The following is a 19,480-nucleotide window of genomic DNA, read 5'->3' on the forward strand; positions in this document are numbered from 1 at the left end:
ATCATATTCACTGGCTAACGCCAGATAAATATCTAAAACGTAGATTGATTGTTTCCTGATGGTTAACAATGATCAGGACATGGCAGGTGGTTTGCAGTGCCAGCAGGATTGCCGGCATAAGGGAGGGATATGGATACACTGATGAGCATGAAAGTGTTTTGCCAGGTGGCGTCGCTGGGGAGTTTTGTTGCAGCGTCAGAGCGCACTGGCTTGTCGACCGCCATGGTGAGCAAGCATATCAAGCACCTTGAGACGCGACTTGGCGTTCGTTTGCTCAACCGCACTACGCGCAGCCTCAGCCTGACCGGCCCGGGCGCCATGTATTTTGAACGATGTCAGCACGCCATCAGCGATCTGGAGGATGCCGAGTCGCTCTTGAGCCAGAGTGCAGTCAACCCGCGCGGTACGCTCAAGATCAGCGCGCCAGCCGTATTCAGCGTCAATTACCTGGCGCCGGTACTGGCGGATTATTACGCGCGATATCCGCACATGCGGGTTGATCTGGATCTTTCTGATCGGGTGATTGATCTGGTGGAAGAAGGATTTGACATGGCCGTGCGTATTTCGGCCTCGCCGAACCCGTCGCTGGTGGCGCGCCGACTGGCGCAGATCAATCTACTGTTTGTGGCATCCCCGGCATATCTGGCCAAACATGGCGTGCCGCGCGATGCCTCTGAACTGGTCGACCACCAATGTATTACCTACACCTACACCAACAATGGTGCCGCCTGGGTGTTCGACGGGCCGGATGGCAAGTTCTCGGTGAGTATTAATCCGCGCCTGCGGGTAAACAATGGCGAAATGGCCGTACGGGCTGCGCTGCAAGGTCTGGGCATTACCGTACAACCCACCATTCTGATTCAGGAACACATCCACGCCGGCCGGCTGGTGCCGATCTTGCTGGATTACCCGCGTCCCCCGGTGTCGGTCTACGCCGTGTACCCCAGCCGCACGTTTATCTCTGCCAAATTGCGAACGTTTATTGATGTGCTGGTCGAGCACTTTGGCGATACCCCGCCATGGGAAGATGAATCGCTCAAGGCGTATATCAAATCCAAAATCCGTCCCAGACAATTGGCCGCAGAAACACGTTGATCGACCAGGTGCACATAACAACATGGCCAGCCCGGGCAACCCGGCTGGCCATGTTGTTGGTATTGCCTGATGGTGTTGTTACTTGCTCAGTTCTTGTAGCTGACCGCGAATTTCGCCACCTGGATTGGCCGCAGTGTGGATGTTGAAATAGATCTGGCCGCCTTGTAACTCTTTGGCCTGTTCGTCTGTCAATGTGGCGCTCCCTTCAATGGGGCTCAGCAAGGCGCCTTTCAGTGGCACCACGGGTGGCGCGTTCACGCCCGCTGCAGCAGGGCCATGAAAATGCGCGGCGGTTGCGGGGCCAGTGAGGCCGCTGTAGTTAACGGTGTAGTTCATCACTTTGCTGTCGGTGTCGTATTCCACCTGAACAATGCCAGTGCCATCGCTTTCTTTCGGAGGCACTTCGCTGGCGGCATTGAGCGTGGCGCTGTAAGTCAGTTTGGCGGCCAGTGCGGCAGATGCGGTGAATGCAAGGGCAGCGGCCAGAACAAAAAGGGCGGGGCGGGGCATGAGGGGTCTCCTGGAAGATGCAAAGGCGGCAAGCCGGATCGTGTCAGGTCTGGTGCCTGTGGCCTTAGCATAGTCCGCTTTTTCTGCCTGCCAACCTGGCGTTATGACCGTGGGTCTGTCGGGCGGCAGAGCGTCAGATCGCCTGACGACCGACCAGTGAACTCGACAGGAAATACCGCTGCGTCAGCGCAAAACCGATCAGCACCGGGATGACCGATACCGTGATGGCGGCCATCAGCAAACTGGTCGAGGTAGAGAACTCACCGGTCAGATCGTGGAAGATGCCCACTGCCAGTGGCACTTTGTCCTGACTGTTCAGAATCACCTGCGGCCACAGATAGTCGTTCCATGCCGCGACAAACGTCAGCGTCGCCAGTGCGCCTGCCATGGGTAGCGCCAGGGGGAACGCAATTCGCCACAACACCTGCCACTCACTGGCGCCATCGACCCGGGCGGCGTCCAGTGTCTCGCGCGGTAAGTCACAGAAGGCTTGCCGCATCATGAACGCGCCGAGCGCACTGGCAATATTGGGCACGATGGTACCGGTCCATGTGTCCAGCAAACCCAGATGAATACAGGTCAGGAAATTGGGGATGATCATGGTTTCTGTTGGCAGCATCATGGTCAGAATGATCAGTGCAAACAAGGCGCGGCGCCCGGGGAAATCAATCTGCGCCAGCGCGTAACCGCAAGGCACTGCCAGCAAAAGCACACCGAGTGTAGTGAAGGTGGCAATCAATAATGAATTGCGCAGATAAATCATCAGCGGGATTTCATGAAACACCCGCACTAGCCAGTCCAGGCTTGGCCGGTGCGGGATGAACGCTTGTGGAAACACCCACATGTAAGTGGTATCTGCCGAGAACGCAACTGACGCCGCCCACACAAACGGAAACAGCGCAAATACGGTAAACAAGACAATACCGACGTGGCGGCTACCCAATAGCAGCAAGGTCGCGGGATGCAAAGAACGATGCTGGCTCATGTTGCATTCCCCTGGCGCAGGCGGCCGTGTTCTCCCAGCAGCCTGAACTGGAACAGGGCCAGCATCAGGCAAATAACCGTCACGATCAAACCCGCTGCGGCCGCGTACCCAAACTGGTGGCCGTAGAACGCCGCGTTCCACACATACAGCAACGCCGTGGTGGTGTGGGCGCTACCGCGGGTGAGGTAAAGCGGTTCTTGCATGGCTTTAAGGGCGTAGATGGTCGCGAGCAATGTGCAAAGCAAAATCACCGGCTGTAGCGCCGGCAGCGTGACATGGCGCAGGCGCTCGAAACGGTTCGCGCCATCCAGAATGGCGGCCTCATGTTGTTCGCGCGGCACGCTTTGCAAACCAGCCAGATACAACACCATGTAAAACCCGAGGTTCTTCCAGAAGGCAAACAGGATCACCGGGTACAGTGCCAGGTTTTCCCGGCTGAACCACAACGGCGGGTTCTGCGCAGAAATGATGCCAAACGTGGCCAGAAAACTGTTAACCAGCCCATCTGCTGCAAAGGCTTGCCGCCACACCACTGCGGCAATCGACATGGCAATAATGACCGGTACATAGCACAAAGCGCGGATCAGCCCGGCGCCGGGAAACGGGCGGTGCAGCAGCAAGGCCAGGCCCAGCCCGGCAATCTGCAGCATGGGTACCAGAACCAGGAAAATGAGGGAGTTCTTGAGCGCCGGGCCAAACTCACGCTCAGGCCAGGTCAGCATCACAAAATTGGCAAAGCCGTTCCACTGCGTGTGGCCGGTTTGCAGGAAATAGTCATGCAAGGCGAGCCAGGCGTTATAACCCAGCGGCCACAAGATGAACACCGCAAACACCGCGCAAAACGGTGCGACAAACAGCCAGCCCGTTGCGGGCCGAACGCCAGGAAGTGCCATACCGCATCCTCTGTCTGCTGTGGCCGGTCTGATGCCGGCACGTCAGGCAAACATCTTATGTGATTTGGCGCGGGTGGCTGTTTGCCGGGCTTGCCGTATTGCCATTGGCATGAAGGCAGCGCCGGCTTGTTTGGGGCATGCTGCAAGCACAACAAGTCTGTCTATAAAGTGCAATCCGGAAACGAAACCATGCCGCGCAAGGCCCGACGTATCGCCATTCTTGCTGTTTGTTCATGTGTGCTAACCATCGCGGCCTGGCAAATCCTGGACTGGTTGCCCCCGCCATTGCCCGCTGCCACAACGGTCGCCGCGACGACGCCCAAGGCGCGGCAGTACGTGCGCACGCCGTTTATTGATGACTGGGATCAAGCCCCGTTAGAGGACATGAATGCGCATGCTGCACTGAACCCCGGCGTGGCATTTCTGGAGGGGCCGACACACCGTCGCATGGTGGCGCTGACGTTTGACGATGGCCCCAGCCCCTACACACCGGCGTTGCTGGATGTGCTTAAGAAATATCACGTGCACGCCACGTTTTTCTGGATCGGCAAGCATGTTCAGGAATATGACACGGTGGCCCGTCGGGCCTTGGCCGAAGGGCATACGCTGGGCAATCACACGTTCACGCATCCCGATATCTCCGGCACCGCTGAAGATTTCTGGTGGGACGAGCAGATTGGTCTGACGCAGGATATTTTCCAGCGCGTGATCGGCAAGCGGCCGCTGTTGTTCCGCCCGCCCTACGGCAAGATCGATGATTCGGAAATCAAGGCGCTGAATCAGCACGGCCTCAAAACCATCCTCTGGTCCATTGACACGCAGGACTGGAACAAAAACCGCTGGCTGTTTGGTACTCACCACATTGAGCGCTGGATCCAGCAATATATTCATGAGGAGGCCATCATATTGATGCATGATGGCGGTGGTCACCGCGACCAGACGGTTGCTGCGGTTGATGCCGTGATCCCATGGCTGCAAAAAGCCGGTTATCAGTTTGTGACGGTTGACCAACTGTTGGGTATCAAACAGGTTTACCAGTAACCGCACCGATCTTTTACAAAGCAGGGTTGGAGAATACTTTGTCTGATTCAGGTTTTGCCCATACGCCACAGCCACCGTATTACGCGGTGATGTTCACCTCGCAGCGCAATGATCAAGATCCGGAAGGCTATGCAGCAACGGCGGATCGCATGCTGGAGCTGGCGCAGCAGCAACCCGGATATCTGGGGGTAGAGAGCGTGCGTGACGCCAGTGGTTTTGGCATCACGATCTCTTACTGGGAAAGCCAGGAGGCCATTGCGAACTGGCGGTCCCACGGCGAGCACCGTGTCGCACAAGAGCAGGGCAAACGCGATTGGTATGCACACTTTGAAGCGCGCGTGGCCAAAGTTGAACGTGCCTGGGGCAAGCGCTAACAACGTATCAAGCGGGTTCAGTCTGCCGGGTTTTGCCGCAGTGCACGGCCCAGTTGCAGGGTTTCCAGCAGGGCGTCGATCAGAGGCGCAGCTTCGTCTCTCAGGCTAAAGCTGTCAGGCATGAATAACCAGTTGTTCAGCAAGCCGCACAATGCGCCTATCAGCAAACGATCAGCACGCGCGACATCCAGGTCAGGCGGTAGTTGGCCGCGTTCGATCGCCTGGCGTAGCAGTGAGCAGCGACGTTGCGTACCGTTCAGCATGGCTTCACGACGGCGATCCAGCACGGCTTGCAGATCCTCGGTGTACTCGCACTTGTTCATCAGTACATCCAGGCCGCGGCGCTGGCGTTCATCCGTATCGGTGTCGGCCAGGGTTTTGATCAGCGCCTCACGCAACTGGGTCAGTGGCTCGCTGTAATGGCCGGTTTCGTCAGGTTCCAGCGCTTGTTCCAGCGGCAGGCAGATGCGGTCTGCCATGGCGTTGAAGAGGTCTGCCTTGTTTTCGAAGTGCCAGTAAATGGCGCCACGCGTCAGGCCGGCTGCATCGGCGATATCCGCCAGCGAGGTGCGTGACACTCCCTTGGCGCTGAAAATGCGTTCTGCGGTATCCAGCAGATGTTCCCGGGTTTCTGCCGCTTCTTCTTTGGTTTTGCGCGCCATACCGAACCTTGTGCGTGGAGGGTGGTCAGTGGTGTTTTGTGGTTTCTGATGCGAATGAAATGATTCGCATTGAAATTATCAAGTGTTGTACACTTTACCGAACAATTAATTTATGCGGCATACATACATTCGCGAATGTATGTATGTTACGATTTACTCAAGATTTCAGCAAACCGTCCGGTCTGGGCGGTTTTGCACATGTGCATGGCAGCATGACTGTTACTGACTGCCGGCGCCTGGTCCGTCTTCTGTCTTTCTTCAAAACAATCATTTCCATGTTGCGGGGGCACTCATGCGTGCAAACACGAACCGGTTTCCTTTACGTCTAACGACTCTGGCCGCGCTGGCGGCCGTGTCGGTCCTCAGTGCATGCGGCGACAAACCTGCCGCAGGTGCTGGGGGCGCAGGTCAAACGCCAGAAGTGGGCGTCGTGACCATTGCAGCCCAGAACCTGCCGCTGTCGGTTGAGCTGCCAGGCCGCGTTAACCCGGTCCGCGTGGCCGAAGTACGCGCCCGTGCCGCCGGCATTGTACTCAAGCAAACCTTTGTTGAAGGCAGTGATGTCAAAGCGGGGCAGGTACTGTTCCGTATTGATCCGGCACCGCTGCAGGCCACATACGATAGCGCCACGGCCGCTGTCGCCAAGGCCGATGCCACGCTGGCCCAAAACAAACTGCAAGAATCGCGCTATCGCGAACTGGCGCCGGTGCAGGCCGTCAGCAAGCAGGATTACGACAACGCGCAGATCGCCGTGAAGCAGGCGGAAGCCGATCTGGCCTCCGCGAAAGCGACGCAGCAAACTGCGCGCCTGAATCTGGGCTACACCACCGTCACCTCCCCGATTTCCGGTCGTGTGGGCAAGGCGCAAGTGACCGAAGGTGCGCTGGTCGGGCAGGGCGATGCCACGCTGATGGCCACCGTCACCCAGACGGATCCGATTTACGTGGATGTGACGCAATCGAGCACTGAAGTCCTGCGTCTGCGCCGTTCGCTGCAGGCTGGCAAGGTCAAGGGCGTGGATGGGGCCGTGCCGGTCAAACTGACGCTGGAAGACGGCTCTACTTACCCGCAAGCCGGCAAGCTGCTGTTCTCTGATATCACCGTTGACCAGACCACCGGCATGGTGACGCTGCGTGCTGAGTTCCCGAACCCGAACCATGATCTGCTGCCGGGTATGTACGTGCGTGCACATCTCTCGCAAGCCGTACAGGATAACGCGCTGACCGTGCCGCAGATGGGCGTGCAACGCACCTCCAGCGGCGACGCTACCGTCATGCTGGTGAACCAGGAAGGCAAGGTTGAAGTGCGTCCGGTCGTGGCAGATACCGCCATTGGCAATGTATGGGTCGTGACCAAGGGTCTGCAAGCTGGCGACAAGGTGATCGTCTCCGGTCTGCAAAAGATCAAGCCCGGTGTGGCAGTCAAGACAGTCGACGCGAACGCTTCTGCGCCCGCTGCTGCCAAGTAACGGGGGAGAGACCTCATGGCTCGTTTTTTTATTGATCGCCCGATTTTTGCGTGGGTGATTGCCATTGTCATCATGCTGGCCGGCTTGTTGTCGATCCGCACGCTGGCTGTGTCGCAATACCCGCCCATTGCACCGCCTTCGGTGGCCATTACCGCCACCTACCCGGGTGCATCGGCCAAGACCGTGGAAGACACGGTCACCCAGGTCATCGAACAACAGATGAACGGGATCGACAACCTGGAATACATGGCGTCCACCAGTGACTCCTCGGGTGCCGTTTCCATCACGCTGACCTTCAAGAATGGCACCAACCCGGACATTGCCCAGGTGCAGGTGCAGAACAAGCTGCAACTGGCTACCCCGCTGTTGCCGCAAGAAGTGCAGCAACAAGGTATTCGCGTTGCCAAGGCCACCAAGAACTTCATGATGGTGCTGGGCTTTGTGTCTACCGACGGCAGCATGACGCGCAATGACCTTGGCGATTACCTCAACGCCAACGTCAAAGACCCGATCAGCCGCGTGGAAGGTGTGGGTGACGTCACCGTGTTCGGCTCCCAATACGCCATGCGTATATGGCTGAACCCGGACAAGCTCGCCAGCTTCCAGTTGACAGTGCTGGATGTCTCCAACGCCATTTCTGCCCAGAACGTACAGGTGTCCGCCGGTCAGTTGGGCGGCGCGCCGTCCGTGCCGGGCCAGCAACTGAATGCCACGATCACCGCACAAACCCGTCTGCAAACCGCAGATGAGTTTGGCAACATTCTGTTGAAGGTGAATACAGACGGCTCGCAAGTGCGTCTGCGTGATGTAGCGCGTATGGAACTGGGCGGTGAAGACTATTCGATCCTGACCCGCTACAACGGCAAGCCGGCTTCCGGTCTGGCGATCAAGCTGGCTACCGGCGCCAACGCGCTGCAAACCGCTGACGCCGTGCGCGCCAAAGTGGACGATCTGCAAAAGTATTTCCCGCAGTCGCTCAAGGTGGTTTACCCGTACGACACCACCCCGTTCGTGAAGATTTCGATCGAAGAAGTGGTGAAGACGCTGGCTGAAGCCATCGTGCTGGTGTTCCTGGTGATGTATCTGTTCTTGCAGAACTTCCGCGCTACGCTGATCCCGACGATCGCGGTGCCGGTGGTATTGCTGGGTACGTTTGGCGTGCTGGCTGCGGCCGGGTTCTCCATCAACACGCTGACGATGTTCGGTATGGTGCTGGCCATCGGCTTGCTGGTGGACGATGCGATTGTCGTGGTGGAAAACGTCGAACGGGTGATGAGCGAAGAAGGTCTTTCGCCCAAGGAAGCCACGCGTAAATCCATGGGCCAGATCACAGGCGCGCTGGTTGGTATTGCGCTGGTGCTGTCTGCCGTGTTTGTGCCGATGGCGTTCTTTGGTGGCTCCACCGGTGCGATTTACCGTCAGTTCTCCATCACCATTGTGTCGTCCATGGTGCTGTCGGTGCTGGTCGCCTTGATTCTGACCCCGGCGCTGTGCGCGACCATTCTCAAACCCATTGAGAAAGGCCATCACGCGGTCGATACCGGTTTCTTTGGCTGGTTCAACCGCAAGTTTGATGCGGGCAACCTCAAGTACCAATCCACCGTGCGCCGCATTCTGGGCCGCTCGGGCCGTTTCCTGGCGATCTATCTGGTCATTATCGGCATCATGGTGTTCTTGATGATGCGTCTGCCGACCTCGTTCTTGCCGGACGAAGATCAGGGCATTCTGTTCACGCAAGTGCAGTTGCCAGTGGGTGCCACGCAAGAACAGGCCATCAAGACGATCGAGAAAATGGAACACCATTTCCTCGTCGATGAAAAAGACAATGTCGAATCTGTGTTCTCGGTGGCGGGCTTCAGTTTTGCCGGTCGTGGCCAGAACATGGGTCTTGCGTTTGTCCGCCTGAAAGACTGGAAGGAACGCGGCAGCGCATCCCAGAAGGTGGGAGCCATTGCCGGTCGTGCCATGGGTGCGTTCTCGCAGTTCAAGGAAGCCGTCGCGTTTGCCTTTGCCCCGCCTGCGGTGCTGGAGCTGGGTAACGCCACCGGTTTCGACTTGCAGTTGCAGGATCGCGGTAACGTCGGTCACGCCAAGCTGATGGAAGCCCGCAACATGTTGCTGGGCATGGCCGCCAAGAGCACCGACGTGGTCGCAGTACGCCCCAACGGCATGGATGACACGCCGCAGTACAAGGTGGAAGTCGACAAAGAAAAAGCGTCTGCGCTGGGTTTGTCGCTGTCTGACATCAACAAGACGCTGTCGACCGCCTGGGGTTCGAGCTATGTGAACGACTTTATCGACAAGGGCCGTGTGAAGAAGGTGTATGTGCAGGCTGACGCACCGTATCGCATGCTGCCGTCCGATATCGATAACTGGTACGTCCGCAATGCCAAGGGCCAGATGGTGCCGTTCTCAGCCTTCGCCTCTGCGCACTGGGAATACGGTTCGCCGAAGCTTGAGCGCTACAACGGGGTGTCGTCGGTTGAACTGCTGGGTTCGCCAGCACCGGGCAAGTCCACCGGTCAGGCCATGAAAGCCATGGAAGACATGATCGCCAAGCTGCCTCCGGGCATCGGCTATGAGTGGACCGGTTTGTCGTACGAAGAAAAGCGCTCTGGTTCGCAAGCGCCGGCTCTGTACGCGATCTCTATCCTGGTGGTGTTCCTGTGTCTGGCCGCGTTGTATGAAAGCTGGTCCATCCCGTTCTCCGTCATGCTGGTGGTGCCGTTAGGTGTGGTGGGTGCGTTGCTGGCAGCAACCGGTCGCGGCCTTTCCAACGACGTGTACTTCCAGGTGGGTCTGCTGACGACCATCGGTCTGTCGGCCAAGAACGCGATTCTGATCGTGGAATTTGCCAAGGAACTGCATGAGAACGGCATGAGCCTCGTGGAAGCGACGCTGGAAGCCATCCGCATGCGGCTGCGCCCGATCCTGATGACGTCCATTGCGTTCATTCTGGGTGTGCTGCCGCTGGTGATTGCCAATGGCGCGGGCTCCGGTAGCCAGAACGCCATCGGTACCGGCGTGGCGGGTGGCATGATCACCGCGACCGTCCTGGCGATCTTCTTCGTGCCGATCTTCTTTGTGGTGGTGCACAAGGTGTTCAAGGTCAAGGACCGCGCGCCGCTGCACCCGAACAGCAGTCTGCATGGTCATGCACCTGCCGAGGAAAACAACAATGGTTAAGCAATATAAAAACCTGATGCTGGCCGCGGCCATGGCCGCTGCACTCTCGGCGTGCTCCATGGCGCCGACCTACCAGCGCCCGGCCGCACCGGTCAACGGTGCGTTCCCGAGCGGTGGCGACTACGGCACTGCCAGTGCTCCGGCCGCTGCCGGCGACAAGCAAACGCTGGCAGCCGATATTGGCTGGCGCAACTTCTTTGCCGATGCCCGCCTGCAAAAGCTGATCGAACTGGCGCTGGTGAATAACCGTGACTACCGCGTGGCCGCGCTGCAAGTTGAGAAAGCCCGCGCACAGTACCAGGTGCAGCGCGCTGATCTGTTCCCGACCGTGAATGCCGCAGCGGGGGGCACGCGTGCTCATACGCCGGCTGATCTTTCCAGCACCGGTGCGCAATTCACCGGCGGTTCGTATTCGGCCAATCTGGGCTTTACGGCGTATGAGCTGGACTTGTTTGGTCGTGTGCAAAGCCTGAAGAACGAAGCGCTGGAAAGCTATTTTGCGACGACTGAAGCGCAACGTGCATCGCAGATTGCACTGGTCGCGGAGGTTGCCAGCCAGTATTTGACGTTCCAGGCCGCTGAAGAACAGCTCAAGCTCTCGCAAGACACGATGGCCTCTTACCAGCACACGCTGGATCTGACGCAGAAGCGTTTCGATGTCGGTGCCTCATCTGCCATCGAACTGGCCGCAGCGCGCACACAGGTCAATACTGCCCAGGCGTCGACCGCTGCAGCCCAGTTGCAACGTGCGCAAGCTGAAAACGCCCTGGTGCTGTTGGTCGGTGAGCCGTTGCCGGCTGACCTGCCTGCAGCACAAGATCTGGGGACGGAAAACCTGCTGACCGACATGCCTGCCGGGGTGCCGAGCGATCTGCTGGAACGCCGGCCGGACATCTTGCAGGCCGAGCACACGCTCAAAGCTGCCAATGCCGATATTGGTGCCGCCCGCGCGAATTTCTTCCCGCGGATTACGCTGACAGGCAGTTATGGTACGTCCAGTGCGGAACTCTCCAACCTCTTCAAGGCCGGTCAGACCGCATGGAGTTTTGCGCCATCGATTACGCTGCCGATCTTTGATGCCGGCCGCAATATCGCCAATCTGGACATCAGCAAGACCAGCGAGAAAATCGCTGTCGCGCAGTATGAGAAGTCTATCCAGTCGGCTTTCCGTGAAGTCTCTGACGCATTGGCCGCACGTAATCTGCTAGACCAGCAGATCACTGCGCAACAAGCGCTGGTGCAGTCGGAAAGCGACCGGTATGAACTCTCCCGGTTGCGTTTTGTGAAAGGCGTGGACAGCTATCTGGCGGCACTGGATGCCCAGCGCTCGTTGTTCACGGCTGAGCAAAACCTGATCACGCTGCGCTTGTCGCGCCTGAACAATCTGGTGACCTTGTACAAGGTGCTGGGTGGTGGCTGGGTGGAGTCGACGGGTACGGTGCCCGCGGCCCCTGGTAGCAGCGCAAACAGCTAGGCGTGTATCGATCGCAACAGCGTTAAAACAAAAGCCCCACCCTGATCCGGTGGGGCTTTTTCATTATTGGGCTTGTCTGGCGGCTCAGTTTTCCACATTCACCGGTTTGCCGGCTTTCCAGTCCTGCAGCGCCTTGATGGTGTTGGCGACGTGTTTGTCCGGGTTCATCGCTTGATAGGAGTAGATGATCTTGCCATCTGGCGTGATCACGTAAGAGACCCGGTCGGCATAGCTGGTTTTGAGCGCCAGTACCGCGTCGTAAGACTTCATGATTTTCTGGTCGGCATCACTGGCTACCGGAAACTTGCTGCGGCATTCGGAGACAGAGAACTTGTTCAGCGTTTCAATCTTGTCAGCCGATACGCCAATGACGGTGGCACCCAACGATTTGTATTGATCTACCGCATCGGCAAAGTCATGGGCTTCGATTGTGCAGCCCGTTGTGAAGGCGGCCGGGTAGAAGTAAAGCACGACCGGGCCTTTCTTGAGTGCGTCAGCCAGGTTGTAGTTGTACACCTTGCCGCCCAGCGAGGCCTGCGTGGTAAAGTCCGGCGCGGTTGTGCCATTGGGCAGGGCGGCAAAGCTCAGAGTGGGCAGCAGTATGGCCGCAGTGATCAGTGCCAGGTGTTGTTTAAGTTGTTTCATGCAAGCTCCTGTGTTGCACAATGCGGCGTGGATCACCTATTGATCCGTGCACCGTTTGCTCCATATTAAAGCTACATCAGGTTACAGTGATGAACCCTGCGGCACGCCGCCTGTTTTGCTGCATCGACCATAAAACCGAGTCATCGCATCCATGTCCGAGCCCGTAAAAGTGCCGTACGGCAGCAAGATTGATATTGCTTCCTTGTTGATTGCTGCTGCATTTCTCTTCGCTTCGCTAGCGCTCAACCTCATCCCGGCTTTGTTTGCCGGCATGATTACCTTCATCCTGATTCATGCCTTTGCGCCCGTCGTATCCCGCCTGGCCAACGGCTCTCGCGGGCGCTTGCTGGCCGCTTTGCTGCTGGCGGCCATCATCGTCGCGGCGATGGTGGGGTTGTCCCTGGCCGCATCAGCCTTTGTCCGCAGCGAAACGGGCTTGTCGGCGCTGTTTCAGAAAATGGCGCAGATTCTGGATGACGCCTCAGACACCTTGCCCGATAGCCTGGCGTCTTACTTACCCAATAACGCGGAAGAAGCGCGGCAGATGACAGTGGAATGGCTGCGTACCCATTCGACTGAAATGCGGCTGTTTGGTGCGCAAGCGGGCAAAGTTTTTGTTCATGCGTTGATTGGTCTGGTCATTGGCGCACTGGTCGCCATCCACGACATCATGCCGGAAGAAAGCTGCAAGCCGCTGGCCGCTGCCTTGCGTTGCCGGACGCGCATGTTCACGCGGTCATTCCGCCAGGTGGTGGTGGCGCAAATCCGGATCTCCGCGCTTAACACCTTTTTTACTGCGCTGTATTTGATGGTGGTGTTGCCACTGTGCGGTGTGCATTTGCCCCTGACCAAAACCATGGTGCTGGTCGCCTTCATTGTGGGGTTGTTGCCGGTGATCGGCAATTTGATCTCCAATACCGTGATCTTTGTGGTTAGCTTGTCGCATTCGCTACCTATTGCAGTGGCGTCGCTCGTGTTCCTGATTGTCATTCACAAGCTGGAATACTTCCTGAACGCGCGCATCGTGGGTAGTCGTATCCATGCTAGCGCGTGGGAGTTGCTGCTGGCCATGCTGATGCTGGAAACCATGTTCGGCATTGCCGGGCTGGCCGCAGCGCCAGTCTTTTACGCTTACCTCAAAAGTGAACTGGCGCTGCGCGATCTGGTGTAAGTCCGGCCGTTTTGCCATCGCTGCCGGCTTGTACCAATACGTATTTAAACCTGCGCGGTAGCCTGGCCGCAAAGCACGTGTTCCAGTGTCTGCCGCAATAGCCTCAGGCCATCGCGGATTTCCCGTTCGGTGCTGTTCAGCGCAGGCATGAACCGCAGGCTGTGTGGGCGGGGCGCGTTCAGTAACAAGCCGTTGCGCCGGGCAGCATCAACCACTTGCGGCCCGATGTGCGCACCCAGTTCCAGCGCCAGTAACAAACCTGCGCCGCGTACTTCACCCAGGGCCAGATCATGGCTGATCTGGCTGAGTCCATCATGCAGTTGCTGGCCCCGCAATTCGACGTTTTCCAGAAAACCAGGTGCCAGCAGGGCGTTCAATACAGCCGTACCGACCGCCGCAGTCAGCGGGTTTCCGGCAAATGTGCCACCTTGATCACCAGGCTGGAACACGCTGCAATGTTGTTTGGCCAGTAGCGCAGCGATCGGGACGCCGCCCCCCAGACCTTTGCCCAGCGTCATGATGTCCGGTTCGATCCCATACTGTTCGTAGGCGAAGAGGGTACCGGTACGGCCGCAACCGGTCTGGATTTCATCCAGAATCAGCAAGAGTTTGTGTTCATCACACAGTGCCCGCAGGCCACGCATAAACGCCAGCGATGCCGGGTTCACGCCGCCTTCGCCCTGAATGGGTTCGAGCATGATGGCTACGGTTTGCGGGCCGATCAGCGCCTTGACGCTATCCAGATCATTGAGCTGGGCCTTTGGAAAACCCGGCACCTGTGGCGGGAAATAGGTATCCCAACCGGGTTTGCCAGACGCCGACATCATTGCAATGGTGCGGCCATGAAATGCCTTGTCGAAACTGATGACTTCAAACGCGCCATTCTTGTGTAATTGCCCCCACTTGCGCGCCAGCTTGATCGCGCCTTCATTGGCTTCTGCCCCGGTGTTGCACAAGAACACCTGATCCAGCGCGCTGTGCCGCGTCAGGAGCGTGGCCAGTTCAATTGCCGGCAAGTTATGAAACGCCGGGCTGGCGGTGATCAGCGTGCTGGCTTGCCGCGCTAGCGCCGCCACCACAATGTCAGGCGCGTGTCCCAGACAATTAACCGCCCAGCCTTGCATCCAGTCCAGATAGGCCAGACCCGCTTCGTCGTACAGGTAGGACCCGGCACCACGCACAAACATCACGGGCGGGCGTTCGGTAATCGACATCAGGTACGACGTGTTGCGGTACAGGCTGGTCATTGTCTTCTCCGTGGGCAAAGTACAAAAAGAAACGGGCCGCGAGTGATTTGCTCGCGGCCCGTTGATCTGGTCTTGTCGGTGATGGCGCTGGCGGTGCTAATCCGCTCTGGCTATCCGACTCGCCCATGGCAACGCGCCACGGCCGGCCGAGGAGGCTCGGGCGGCCGCGTTGTTGCGTCGATTCAGGGCGATGAATGTAGTCATGTTTTTTATCGTGCCGGGCAACGGCAGTTCATGTCAACGGGGTAACTGAAAATTTTTTCGATCCTTTCATATGCGCAGATGCATCGTGATTCCGTGGATTTAGCCGGTGTTTACTGAAAATGCTCACAGGCTCTCAAGCGTCAGGTAATTGCCTTCACGCGGACCGCCCCATTGCGCCAGGGCGGCGTCGCTTGAGGTGACATGAATGGTTTCTGCCAGCGCTGCCCGTTCCCACGCCTGCATGCCAGGGTGGTCCAGCATCAAGTCGCGGTAAGCTGCTGCGGCTGGCGGTAATGCCACGTTGTAGCAAAAGAAGCGCCATACCACAGGGGCGAACATTGCATCGGCGACGCTGAAATCACCAAACAGATAGGGTCCTTTACCGTGACCAAAACGGGTTTGGCAGTCTTCCCAGATCTGGCAGATACGGATGACGTCGGCCTGGACTGGCGCCGGCAGAGGGCGCCCTTTGGCACGTGCCTGCACGTTCAAAGGCATTGCATTACGCAGGGCGCCAAAGCCGGCGTGCATTTCGCTGGCCACGCTGCGCGCTACAGCGCGGGCGTGCTTGTCGGCTGGCCATGCATGCGGGTAAAGCTCTGCGACGTATTCGCAGATAGCCAGGCTTTCGTACACATGGATGTCATCATCGTGCAGGGCGGGTACAAGGCCGTTATCTGAATATGGCCGATGCGCATCGTTTGGCCCGAGGCCACGGACCTGGACGGGGACTTCCAGAAAGTCGACGCCAAGATGCGTGAGCAATAGCCAGGGGCGCAGCGACCATGAAGAATAATTTTTGTTGCCGATGTAAAGCGTGAGCATCCGGAAAGCATCCTTGTCGGGTTAATACGGTGTGGCTGGTGTAGCTGAACAAATCGCGCGCCGCCGCAAGTGTCGGGCCAGACGCGATAACTGCATGATGCTCCACAAGGTCAGGTGTAATGGCAGTGGCCGGGTGCGAATGACCCGTAGCGTGCCGTAGCCCTCAATTAAGGCGCGGCCAGGTGGTAAATCCAGTGTTTCATGGCTAGCCAGTACAAAGTCGCGTGAAATACCACTTACAGTAATCCAGGCCTCACCCTCATCACAGGTCATGCGGTAGCCCTTGCGCAGGGTGAGTTGCATCAGTGCGCCGTGTTGCAGGATCAGTCTGGTATCGCTGTACATGGTCTGGCCTTTCTGGTCGCTGTTGGTGTCGTGAGATCACTATATCTTCAGCACATCGTCATAAAAACCGATATATTTTCGATGTTTATGTGAACAAAACTAACATGTGATCCTGCATGCCCCAATCACCACCGTTGCCCGCGTTGCGGGCCTTTGAAGCTGTGTCCCGCTTGGGGTCTGTCGTCCAGGCGGCAGATGAATTGTGTGTGACGCACGGTGCGGTCAGCCATCAGTTGCGCGCACTGGAAGACTTCCTGGGGGTGGCGCTGTTTCATCGTCAGGGCAAGCGGCTGACACTCAATGACGAAGGTCGCGTCTATGCAATGCAGATTCGCAATGCGTTGGCGGAGATTGATGAAGCCACGCAATGGGTGCTGGCCGGCCCCCGCCCCAATGAACTGGTGATTGCGGTGATCCCGGCATTTGCATCGCACTGGTTATTGCCGCGGCTGCCAGATTTCCAGACGCAGTTTCCGGAATACCGGGTGCGTTTGCGGGCCAATCTGGCGGTTGATGACCTGCGTGGTGGTCTTGTGGATCTGGCCATCCGCATGGGTAATGGGCAATGGCCTGATCTTAAACAGGAATTTCTGTTTATGGATCATCTGGTAGCGGTGGCCGCACCCCAATTCAATGGCGGGGTTTTACCTCAAACACCGCAGGCCGTTCAGTCCAGTCATATCTTGCGCTCGGTTGAAAACTGGCGGCCCTGGTTTCAGGCTGCGGGGATCAACGCAGCCGAGCCTGATGGCCTGCATTGCAATGACTCGAACCTGTTGATCGAGGCCATCAAGCTGGGGCAGGGCATCGCGCTGACGCGTTTGTCTCTGGTGGCGGGGATGTTGCAGCGGGGCGAACTGGTGCAACTGACTGATATCGTGGTGCCGTACCCCAATCGTGGTTATTGGCTGGCCTGGCCAGGGCGTACCGATGGCACGCGCAAGTTAAAGGATTTTTCTGCCTGGCTGATTAATCAGGTAGAGCAGTACGTTGCGGATCGGTCAGGTGCGGTACGCGGCCTGCTGGAGGACAAAAAAAGTCCCGCAACACCGGGGGAAGACGCTTAGGTCAGGCGGTATTGCGGGCGCTGGAAACGCAGGGTACTGCTGTTATTCAGGCGCTTGCTGTTCTTGATATCGGCCTTGCTTGCTGAAGCTTCGTGTATCCCCTTGCATTGCGGGAGCGGCCACCCGCACCAGATTGGGCGATCCGCGTTGATCTTTTTGCGCTGGTGCACTCTTGATATGCCAGCGTGTTGTCCCGATGATGGAACAGTGGGTTGATTTGCTGTTTGCACTCAACGTGAGCGACGTTGTTCATCGGGGTAATCAACTCATGAATACCAGCGGTTATTGTTCGTTACAGTTGTACTTGAGGGCTGGATTGTTTGTTATGGCAAATAATAAGGCCCATCCTAGTCCTGGATAAACCACCCAATAATGGATATATTGTCCAACCATGAGAACAAATGACTGGAATGACTGGCATTGCTTTGTGAGCGTAGCCAGGCTTGGCGGGTTTACCCGGGCGGCTGAACGCATGGATGTGCCCAAGTCAACGGTCAGCATGGCGGTGGCCAGACTGGAACAACGCCTGGGTGTACGTTTGCTGGAGCGCAGTACGCGCCGCATGCGCCTGACCGAAGACGGTGAGCGCTTGATGCAGGAAATCGGCCCGTTGTTCGAGCGGCTGGAAGATATTGCTGATCACGTTGATGCCGGTGACGCATCGCTGAGTGGCGTGTTACGTATCGCCGCCACGTACGAATTTGGCAGCATGCAACTGGGTGACGTCATCACTGAAATGATGCTGCGCCATCCCAAATTGTCGATTGAGGTAGACGTTGTCTCCGGCATTGTTGATCCGCTGGCCGATGGCTACGACATTGCCTTTGTTGTTACTGCGTTGCCGCTGCCCGATTCCCGCCAGGTGGCGCGCCGCGTGTTTGATACCTCCCGCAGCCTGTTTGCTTCACCTGAACTGGTGGCGCGGCTTGGCTTGCCACGCACGCCGGCTGATCTGGCGCACTGGCCGCTGATTGCCGCGCCCTATGAAAATGAGTGGACGTTTTCCAGTGCGGAGGACGCCACGGTCGTGCCATTACACCCACGCTTGCGCACAGCCAATGCCTGGTTGCGTGTGCGTGCGGCGGTATCAGGCCTTGGCGCAACGGTGCTCGCGCGCAGTTTTTGCGAAGATGAATGTGATGCAGGCCGGCTGGTGCCCTTGCTGCCCGGTTATGAACCGAACCCGCTGCGTATTTATGCCTTGCTGCCGGCGCGCAGCCTGATGCCCGCCAAGAGTCGGCATTTTCTGGATGCCGTCGAAGCGCTGCTGACCGATACGCCGTTCTCCAAGCCGGCGCCGTGGGTCACCATCAATTCGTTGCCGGGTTAAGTGGGGCGCCAGGCGCGGGCGCATCGTTTTCCAGCTGGGTATTCAGCCAGTGGTAAAAGCGGGTGATGGCGGCTTCGCGCACATGGTTTTCACGCCAGGCCACAAAATATTCCATGCTGGCGGGGATAGAGATATCCCCAATCTGCACCAGATTGCCATTCTCCAGGTCGTGCCGTGCCATCCGCCAACGGGCGGTGGCTAATCCCTGGCCAGCCACCGCGGCCTGCAGCATGATCCCGGGGTCATCAAATACCGGTCCGCGTTCGGGTTCATCAGGCGGCAGACCTGCCGCCGTCAGCCAGTCGCGCCATGAACGCATGGTCCAGCGCAACATGGGCATGCGCGGAACATCAGCTAGCGTATAACCGGGATAGCGGGCCAGGAGTGCAGGGCTGGCCACAGCAATCACCCGGTCATCCAGCAATTTGCGACACAGGTAACCCTTCCGGTTAATACGCCGATGCCAGATGCCGATATCCACGCTGTCCGGATCGGGCGGCTCCAGCTGGTAGTGAATCCGCAACATCAATTCGATATCCGGATGTTGCTCAGCAAATGCAGCTAACCGACGTATCAACCAGGCGCTGGCAAAATCGGCCATGACACTCACCTGCAGGTAGGTCACACCGGCGCCTTGAGCCCGAGCCTGATCCAGCGCTTCCGCGAGGTCTTCCAGTGATTTACGTACAGCCGCCGCCAGGCGCTCACAAGCGGGGGTCGGGATCATCCGCGGGCCCGATCGATTAAACAGCACCGTGCCTAGTTCTTCTTCCAGCGCGCGCAGGTGATGGCTGACTGCGCTATGCGTCACGTTCAGTTCTTGCGCGGCACGGGTAAAACTGTGCAATCGGGCGGCGGTTTCCAGAGCGCGCAGGGCGGGGAGGGCCGGGATACGGGGTTTCATGTCAGCAAATTTTACTCACAATGCGCGTTGAAAGCTTTCGTTCGCGTTGCGGGC

18 protein-coding genes are annotated in these 19,480 nt (G+C 58.0%); 9 read left to right on the plus strand and 9 right to left on the minus strand.

Annotated features, from left to right (window positions below; translation table 11 throughout):
- The first annotated feature begins 129 nt into the window (after positions 1 to 129).
- The gene (locus IEX44_RS12015) at positions 130 to 1,095 is read left to right on the plus strand and encodes a LysR family transcriptional regulator (RefSeq protein ID WP_188693783.1); all 966 of its coding nucleotides are present in this window, start codon (positions 130 to 132) and stop codon (positions 1,093 to 1,095) included.
- A gap of 78 nt (positions 1,096 to 1,173) precedes the next feature.
- Here IEX44_RS12015 and IEX44_RS12020 read toward each other — a convergent pair whose 3' ends face one another.
- The 3 genes from IEX44_RS12020 to IEX44_RS12030 all read right to left on the minus strand — a co-directional run bounded on the left by IEX44_RS12020 (position 1,174) and on the right by IEX44_RS12030 (position 3,483).
- Positions 1,174 to 1,605, minus strand: coding sequence for a CHRD domain-containing protein (locus IEX44_RS12020; RefSeq protein WP_188693786.1), 432 nt, complete (start codon positions 1,603 to 1,605; stop codon positions 1,174 to 1,176).
- Between the two features lie 133 nt (positions 1,606 to 1,738).
- Complete coding sequence (locus tag IEX44_RS12025) at positions 1,739 to 2,590, minus strand: carbohydrate ABC transporter permease (protein WP_188693789.1); 852 nt, start codon at positions 2,588 to 2,590, stop codon at positions 1,739 to 1,741.
- A complete protein-coding gene (locus IEX44_RS12030) occupies positions 2,587 to 3,483 on the minus strand; it encodes a carbohydrate ABC transporter permease (RefSeq protein WP_188693792.1) in 897 nt (298 codons plus the stop codon). The genes IEX44_RS12025 and IEX44_RS12030 overlap by 4 nt, the downstream gene beginning before the upstream one ends.
- Positions 3,484 to 3,672: 189 nt before the next feature.
- Between IEX44_RS12030 and IEX44_RS12035 the strand changes: the two genes are divergently transcribed.
- Together IEX44_RS12035 and IEX44_RS12040 are read left to right on the plus strand one after the other, a co-directional pair.
- The gene (locus IEX44_RS12035) at positions 3,673 to 4,524 is read left to right on the plus strand and encodes a polysaccharide deacetylase family protein (RefSeq protein ID WP_188693794.1); all 852 of its coding nucleotides are present in this window, start codon (positions 3,673 to 3,675) and stop codon (positions 4,522 to 4,524) included.
- 38 nt (positions 4,525 to 4,562) lie between these two features.
- Positions 4,563 to 4,898 carry an antibiotic biosynthesis monooxygenase family protein gene (locus IEX44_RS12040; protein WP_229679010.1) on the plus strand — a complete coding sequence of 112 codons (336 nt, stop codon included), beginning with the start codon at positions 4,563 to 4,565 and terminating at the stop codon, positions 4,896 to 4,898.
- Between the two features lie 17 nt (positions 4,899 to 4,915).
- Here IEX44_RS12040 and IEX44_RS12045 read toward each other — a convergent pair whose 3' ends face one another.
- A complete protein-coding gene (locus IEX44_RS12045) occupies positions 4,916 to 5,560 on the minus strand; it encodes a TetR family transcriptional regulator (RefSeq protein ID WP_188693797.1) in 645 nt (214 codons plus the stop codon).
- A 292-nt stretch (positions 5,561 to 5,852) separates the two neighbouring features.
- Here IEX44_RS12045 and IEX44_RS12050 point away from each other — a divergent pair, with 292 nt between their 5' ends.
- The 3 genes from IEX44_RS12050 to IEX44_RS12060 are packed head-to-tail and all read left to right on the plus strand — an operon-like array spanning position 5,853 to position 11,688.
- Positions 5,853 to 7,028 carry an efflux RND transporter periplasmic adaptor subunit gene (locus IEX44_RS12050; RefSeq protein WP_188693800.1) on the plus strand — a complete coding sequence of 392 codons (1,176 nt, stop codon included), beginning with the start codon at positions 5,853 to 5,855 and terminating at the stop codon, positions 7,026 to 7,028.
- A 15-nt stretch (positions 7,029 to 7,043) separates the two neighbouring features.
- The gene (locus IEX44_RS12055; RefSeq protein WP_188693803.1) at positions 7,044 to 10,214 is read left to right on the plus strand and encodes an efflux RND transporter permease subunit; all 3,171 of its coding nucleotides are present in this window, start codon (positions 7,044 to 7,046) and stop codon (positions 10,212 to 10,214) included.
- Complete coding sequence (locus IEX44_RS12060) at positions 10,207 to 11,688, plus strand: efflux transporter outer membrane subunit (protein WP_188693806.1); 1,482 nt, start codon at positions 10,207 to 10,209, stop codon at positions 11,686 to 11,688. The genes IEX44_RS12055 and IEX44_RS12060 overlap by 8 nt, the downstream gene beginning before the upstream one ends.
- 84 nt (positions 11,689 to 11,772) lie before the next feature.
- On the opposite strand, the gene IEX44_RS12065 is transcribed toward IEX44_RS12060, so the two are convergent.
- Positions 11,773 to 12,333 (minus strand): peroxiredoxin, encoded by a 561-nt coding sequence (locus tag IEX44_RS12065; protein ID WP_188693808.1) that lies wholly within the window; start codon positions 12,331 to 12,333, stop codon positions 11,773 to 11,775.
- 151 nt (positions 12,334 to 12,484) lie between these two features.
- Here IEX44_RS12065 and IEX44_RS12070 point away from each other — a divergent pair, with 151 nt between their 5' ends.
- Positions 12,485 to 13,504, plus strand: a complete 1,020-nt coding sequence (locus tag IEX44_RS12070; protein WP_188693810.1) for an AI-2E family transporter — start codon at positions 12,485 to 12,487, stop codon at positions 13,502 to 13,504.
- A 44-nt stretch (positions 13,505 to 13,548) separates the two neighbouring features.
- On the opposite strand, the gene IEX44_RS12075 is transcribed toward IEX44_RS12070, so the two are convergent.
- From IEX44_RS12075 to IEX44_RS12085, 3 genes are all read right to left on the minus strand, one after another.
- Positions 13,549 to 14,751, minus strand: coding sequence for an acetylornithine transaminase (locus tag IEX44_RS12075; RefSeq protein WP_188693813.1), 1,203 nt, complete (start codon positions 14,749 to 14,751; stop codon positions 13,549 to 13,551).
- A gap of 327 nt (positions 14,752 to 15,078) precedes the next feature.
- A complete protein-coding gene (locus tag IEX44_RS12080) occupies positions 15,079 to 15,780 on the minus strand; it encodes a glutathione S-transferase family protein (RefSeq protein ID WP_188693816.1) in 702 nt (233 codons plus the stop codon).
- 21 nt (positions 15,781 to 15,801) lie between these two features.
- On the minus strand, positions 15,802 to 16,125 hold the full coding sequence (locus tag IEX44_RS12085; protein WP_188693818.1) for a DUF2917 domain-containing protein: 324 nt from the start codon (positions 16,123 to 16,125) through the stop codon (positions 15,802 to 15,804).
- 116 nt (positions 16,126 to 16,241) lie between these two features.
- Between IEX44_RS12085 and IEX44_RS12090 the strand changes: the two genes are divergently transcribed.
- Together IEX44_RS12090 and IEX44_RS12095 are read left to right on the plus strand one after the other, a co-directional pair.
- Entirely contained in the window at positions 16,242 to 17,192 is a 951-nt protein-coding gene (locus IEX44_RS12090) for a LysR substrate-binding domain-containing protein (protein WP_188693821.1), read from the plus strand.
- 391 nt (positions 17,193 to 17,583) lie between these two features.
- On the plus strand, positions 17,584 to 18,522 hold the full coding sequence (locus tag IEX44_RS12095; RefSeq protein WP_188693825.1) for a LysR family transcriptional regulator: 939 nt from the start codon (positions 17,584 to 17,586) through the stop codon (positions 18,520 to 18,522).
- Here the strand turns inward: IEX44_RS12095 and IEX44_RS12100 are convergent.
- Positions 18,503 to 19,426, minus strand: coding sequence for a LysR substrate-binding domain-containing protein (locus tag IEX44_RS12100; RefSeq protein ID WP_188693828.1), 924 nt, complete (start codon positions 19,424 to 19,426; stop codon positions 18,503 to 18,505). The two genes, IEX44_RS12095 and IEX44_RS12100, sit on opposite strands and share 20 nt — an antisense overlap.
- Positions 19,427 to 19,480 lie beyond the last annotated feature (54 nt).

It is taken from the genome of Silvimonas amylolytica, assembly GCF_014645555.1.
Lineage (GTDB): Bacteria > Pseudomonadota > Gammaproteobacteria > Burkholderiales > Chitinibacteraceae > Silvimonas > Silvimonas amylolytica.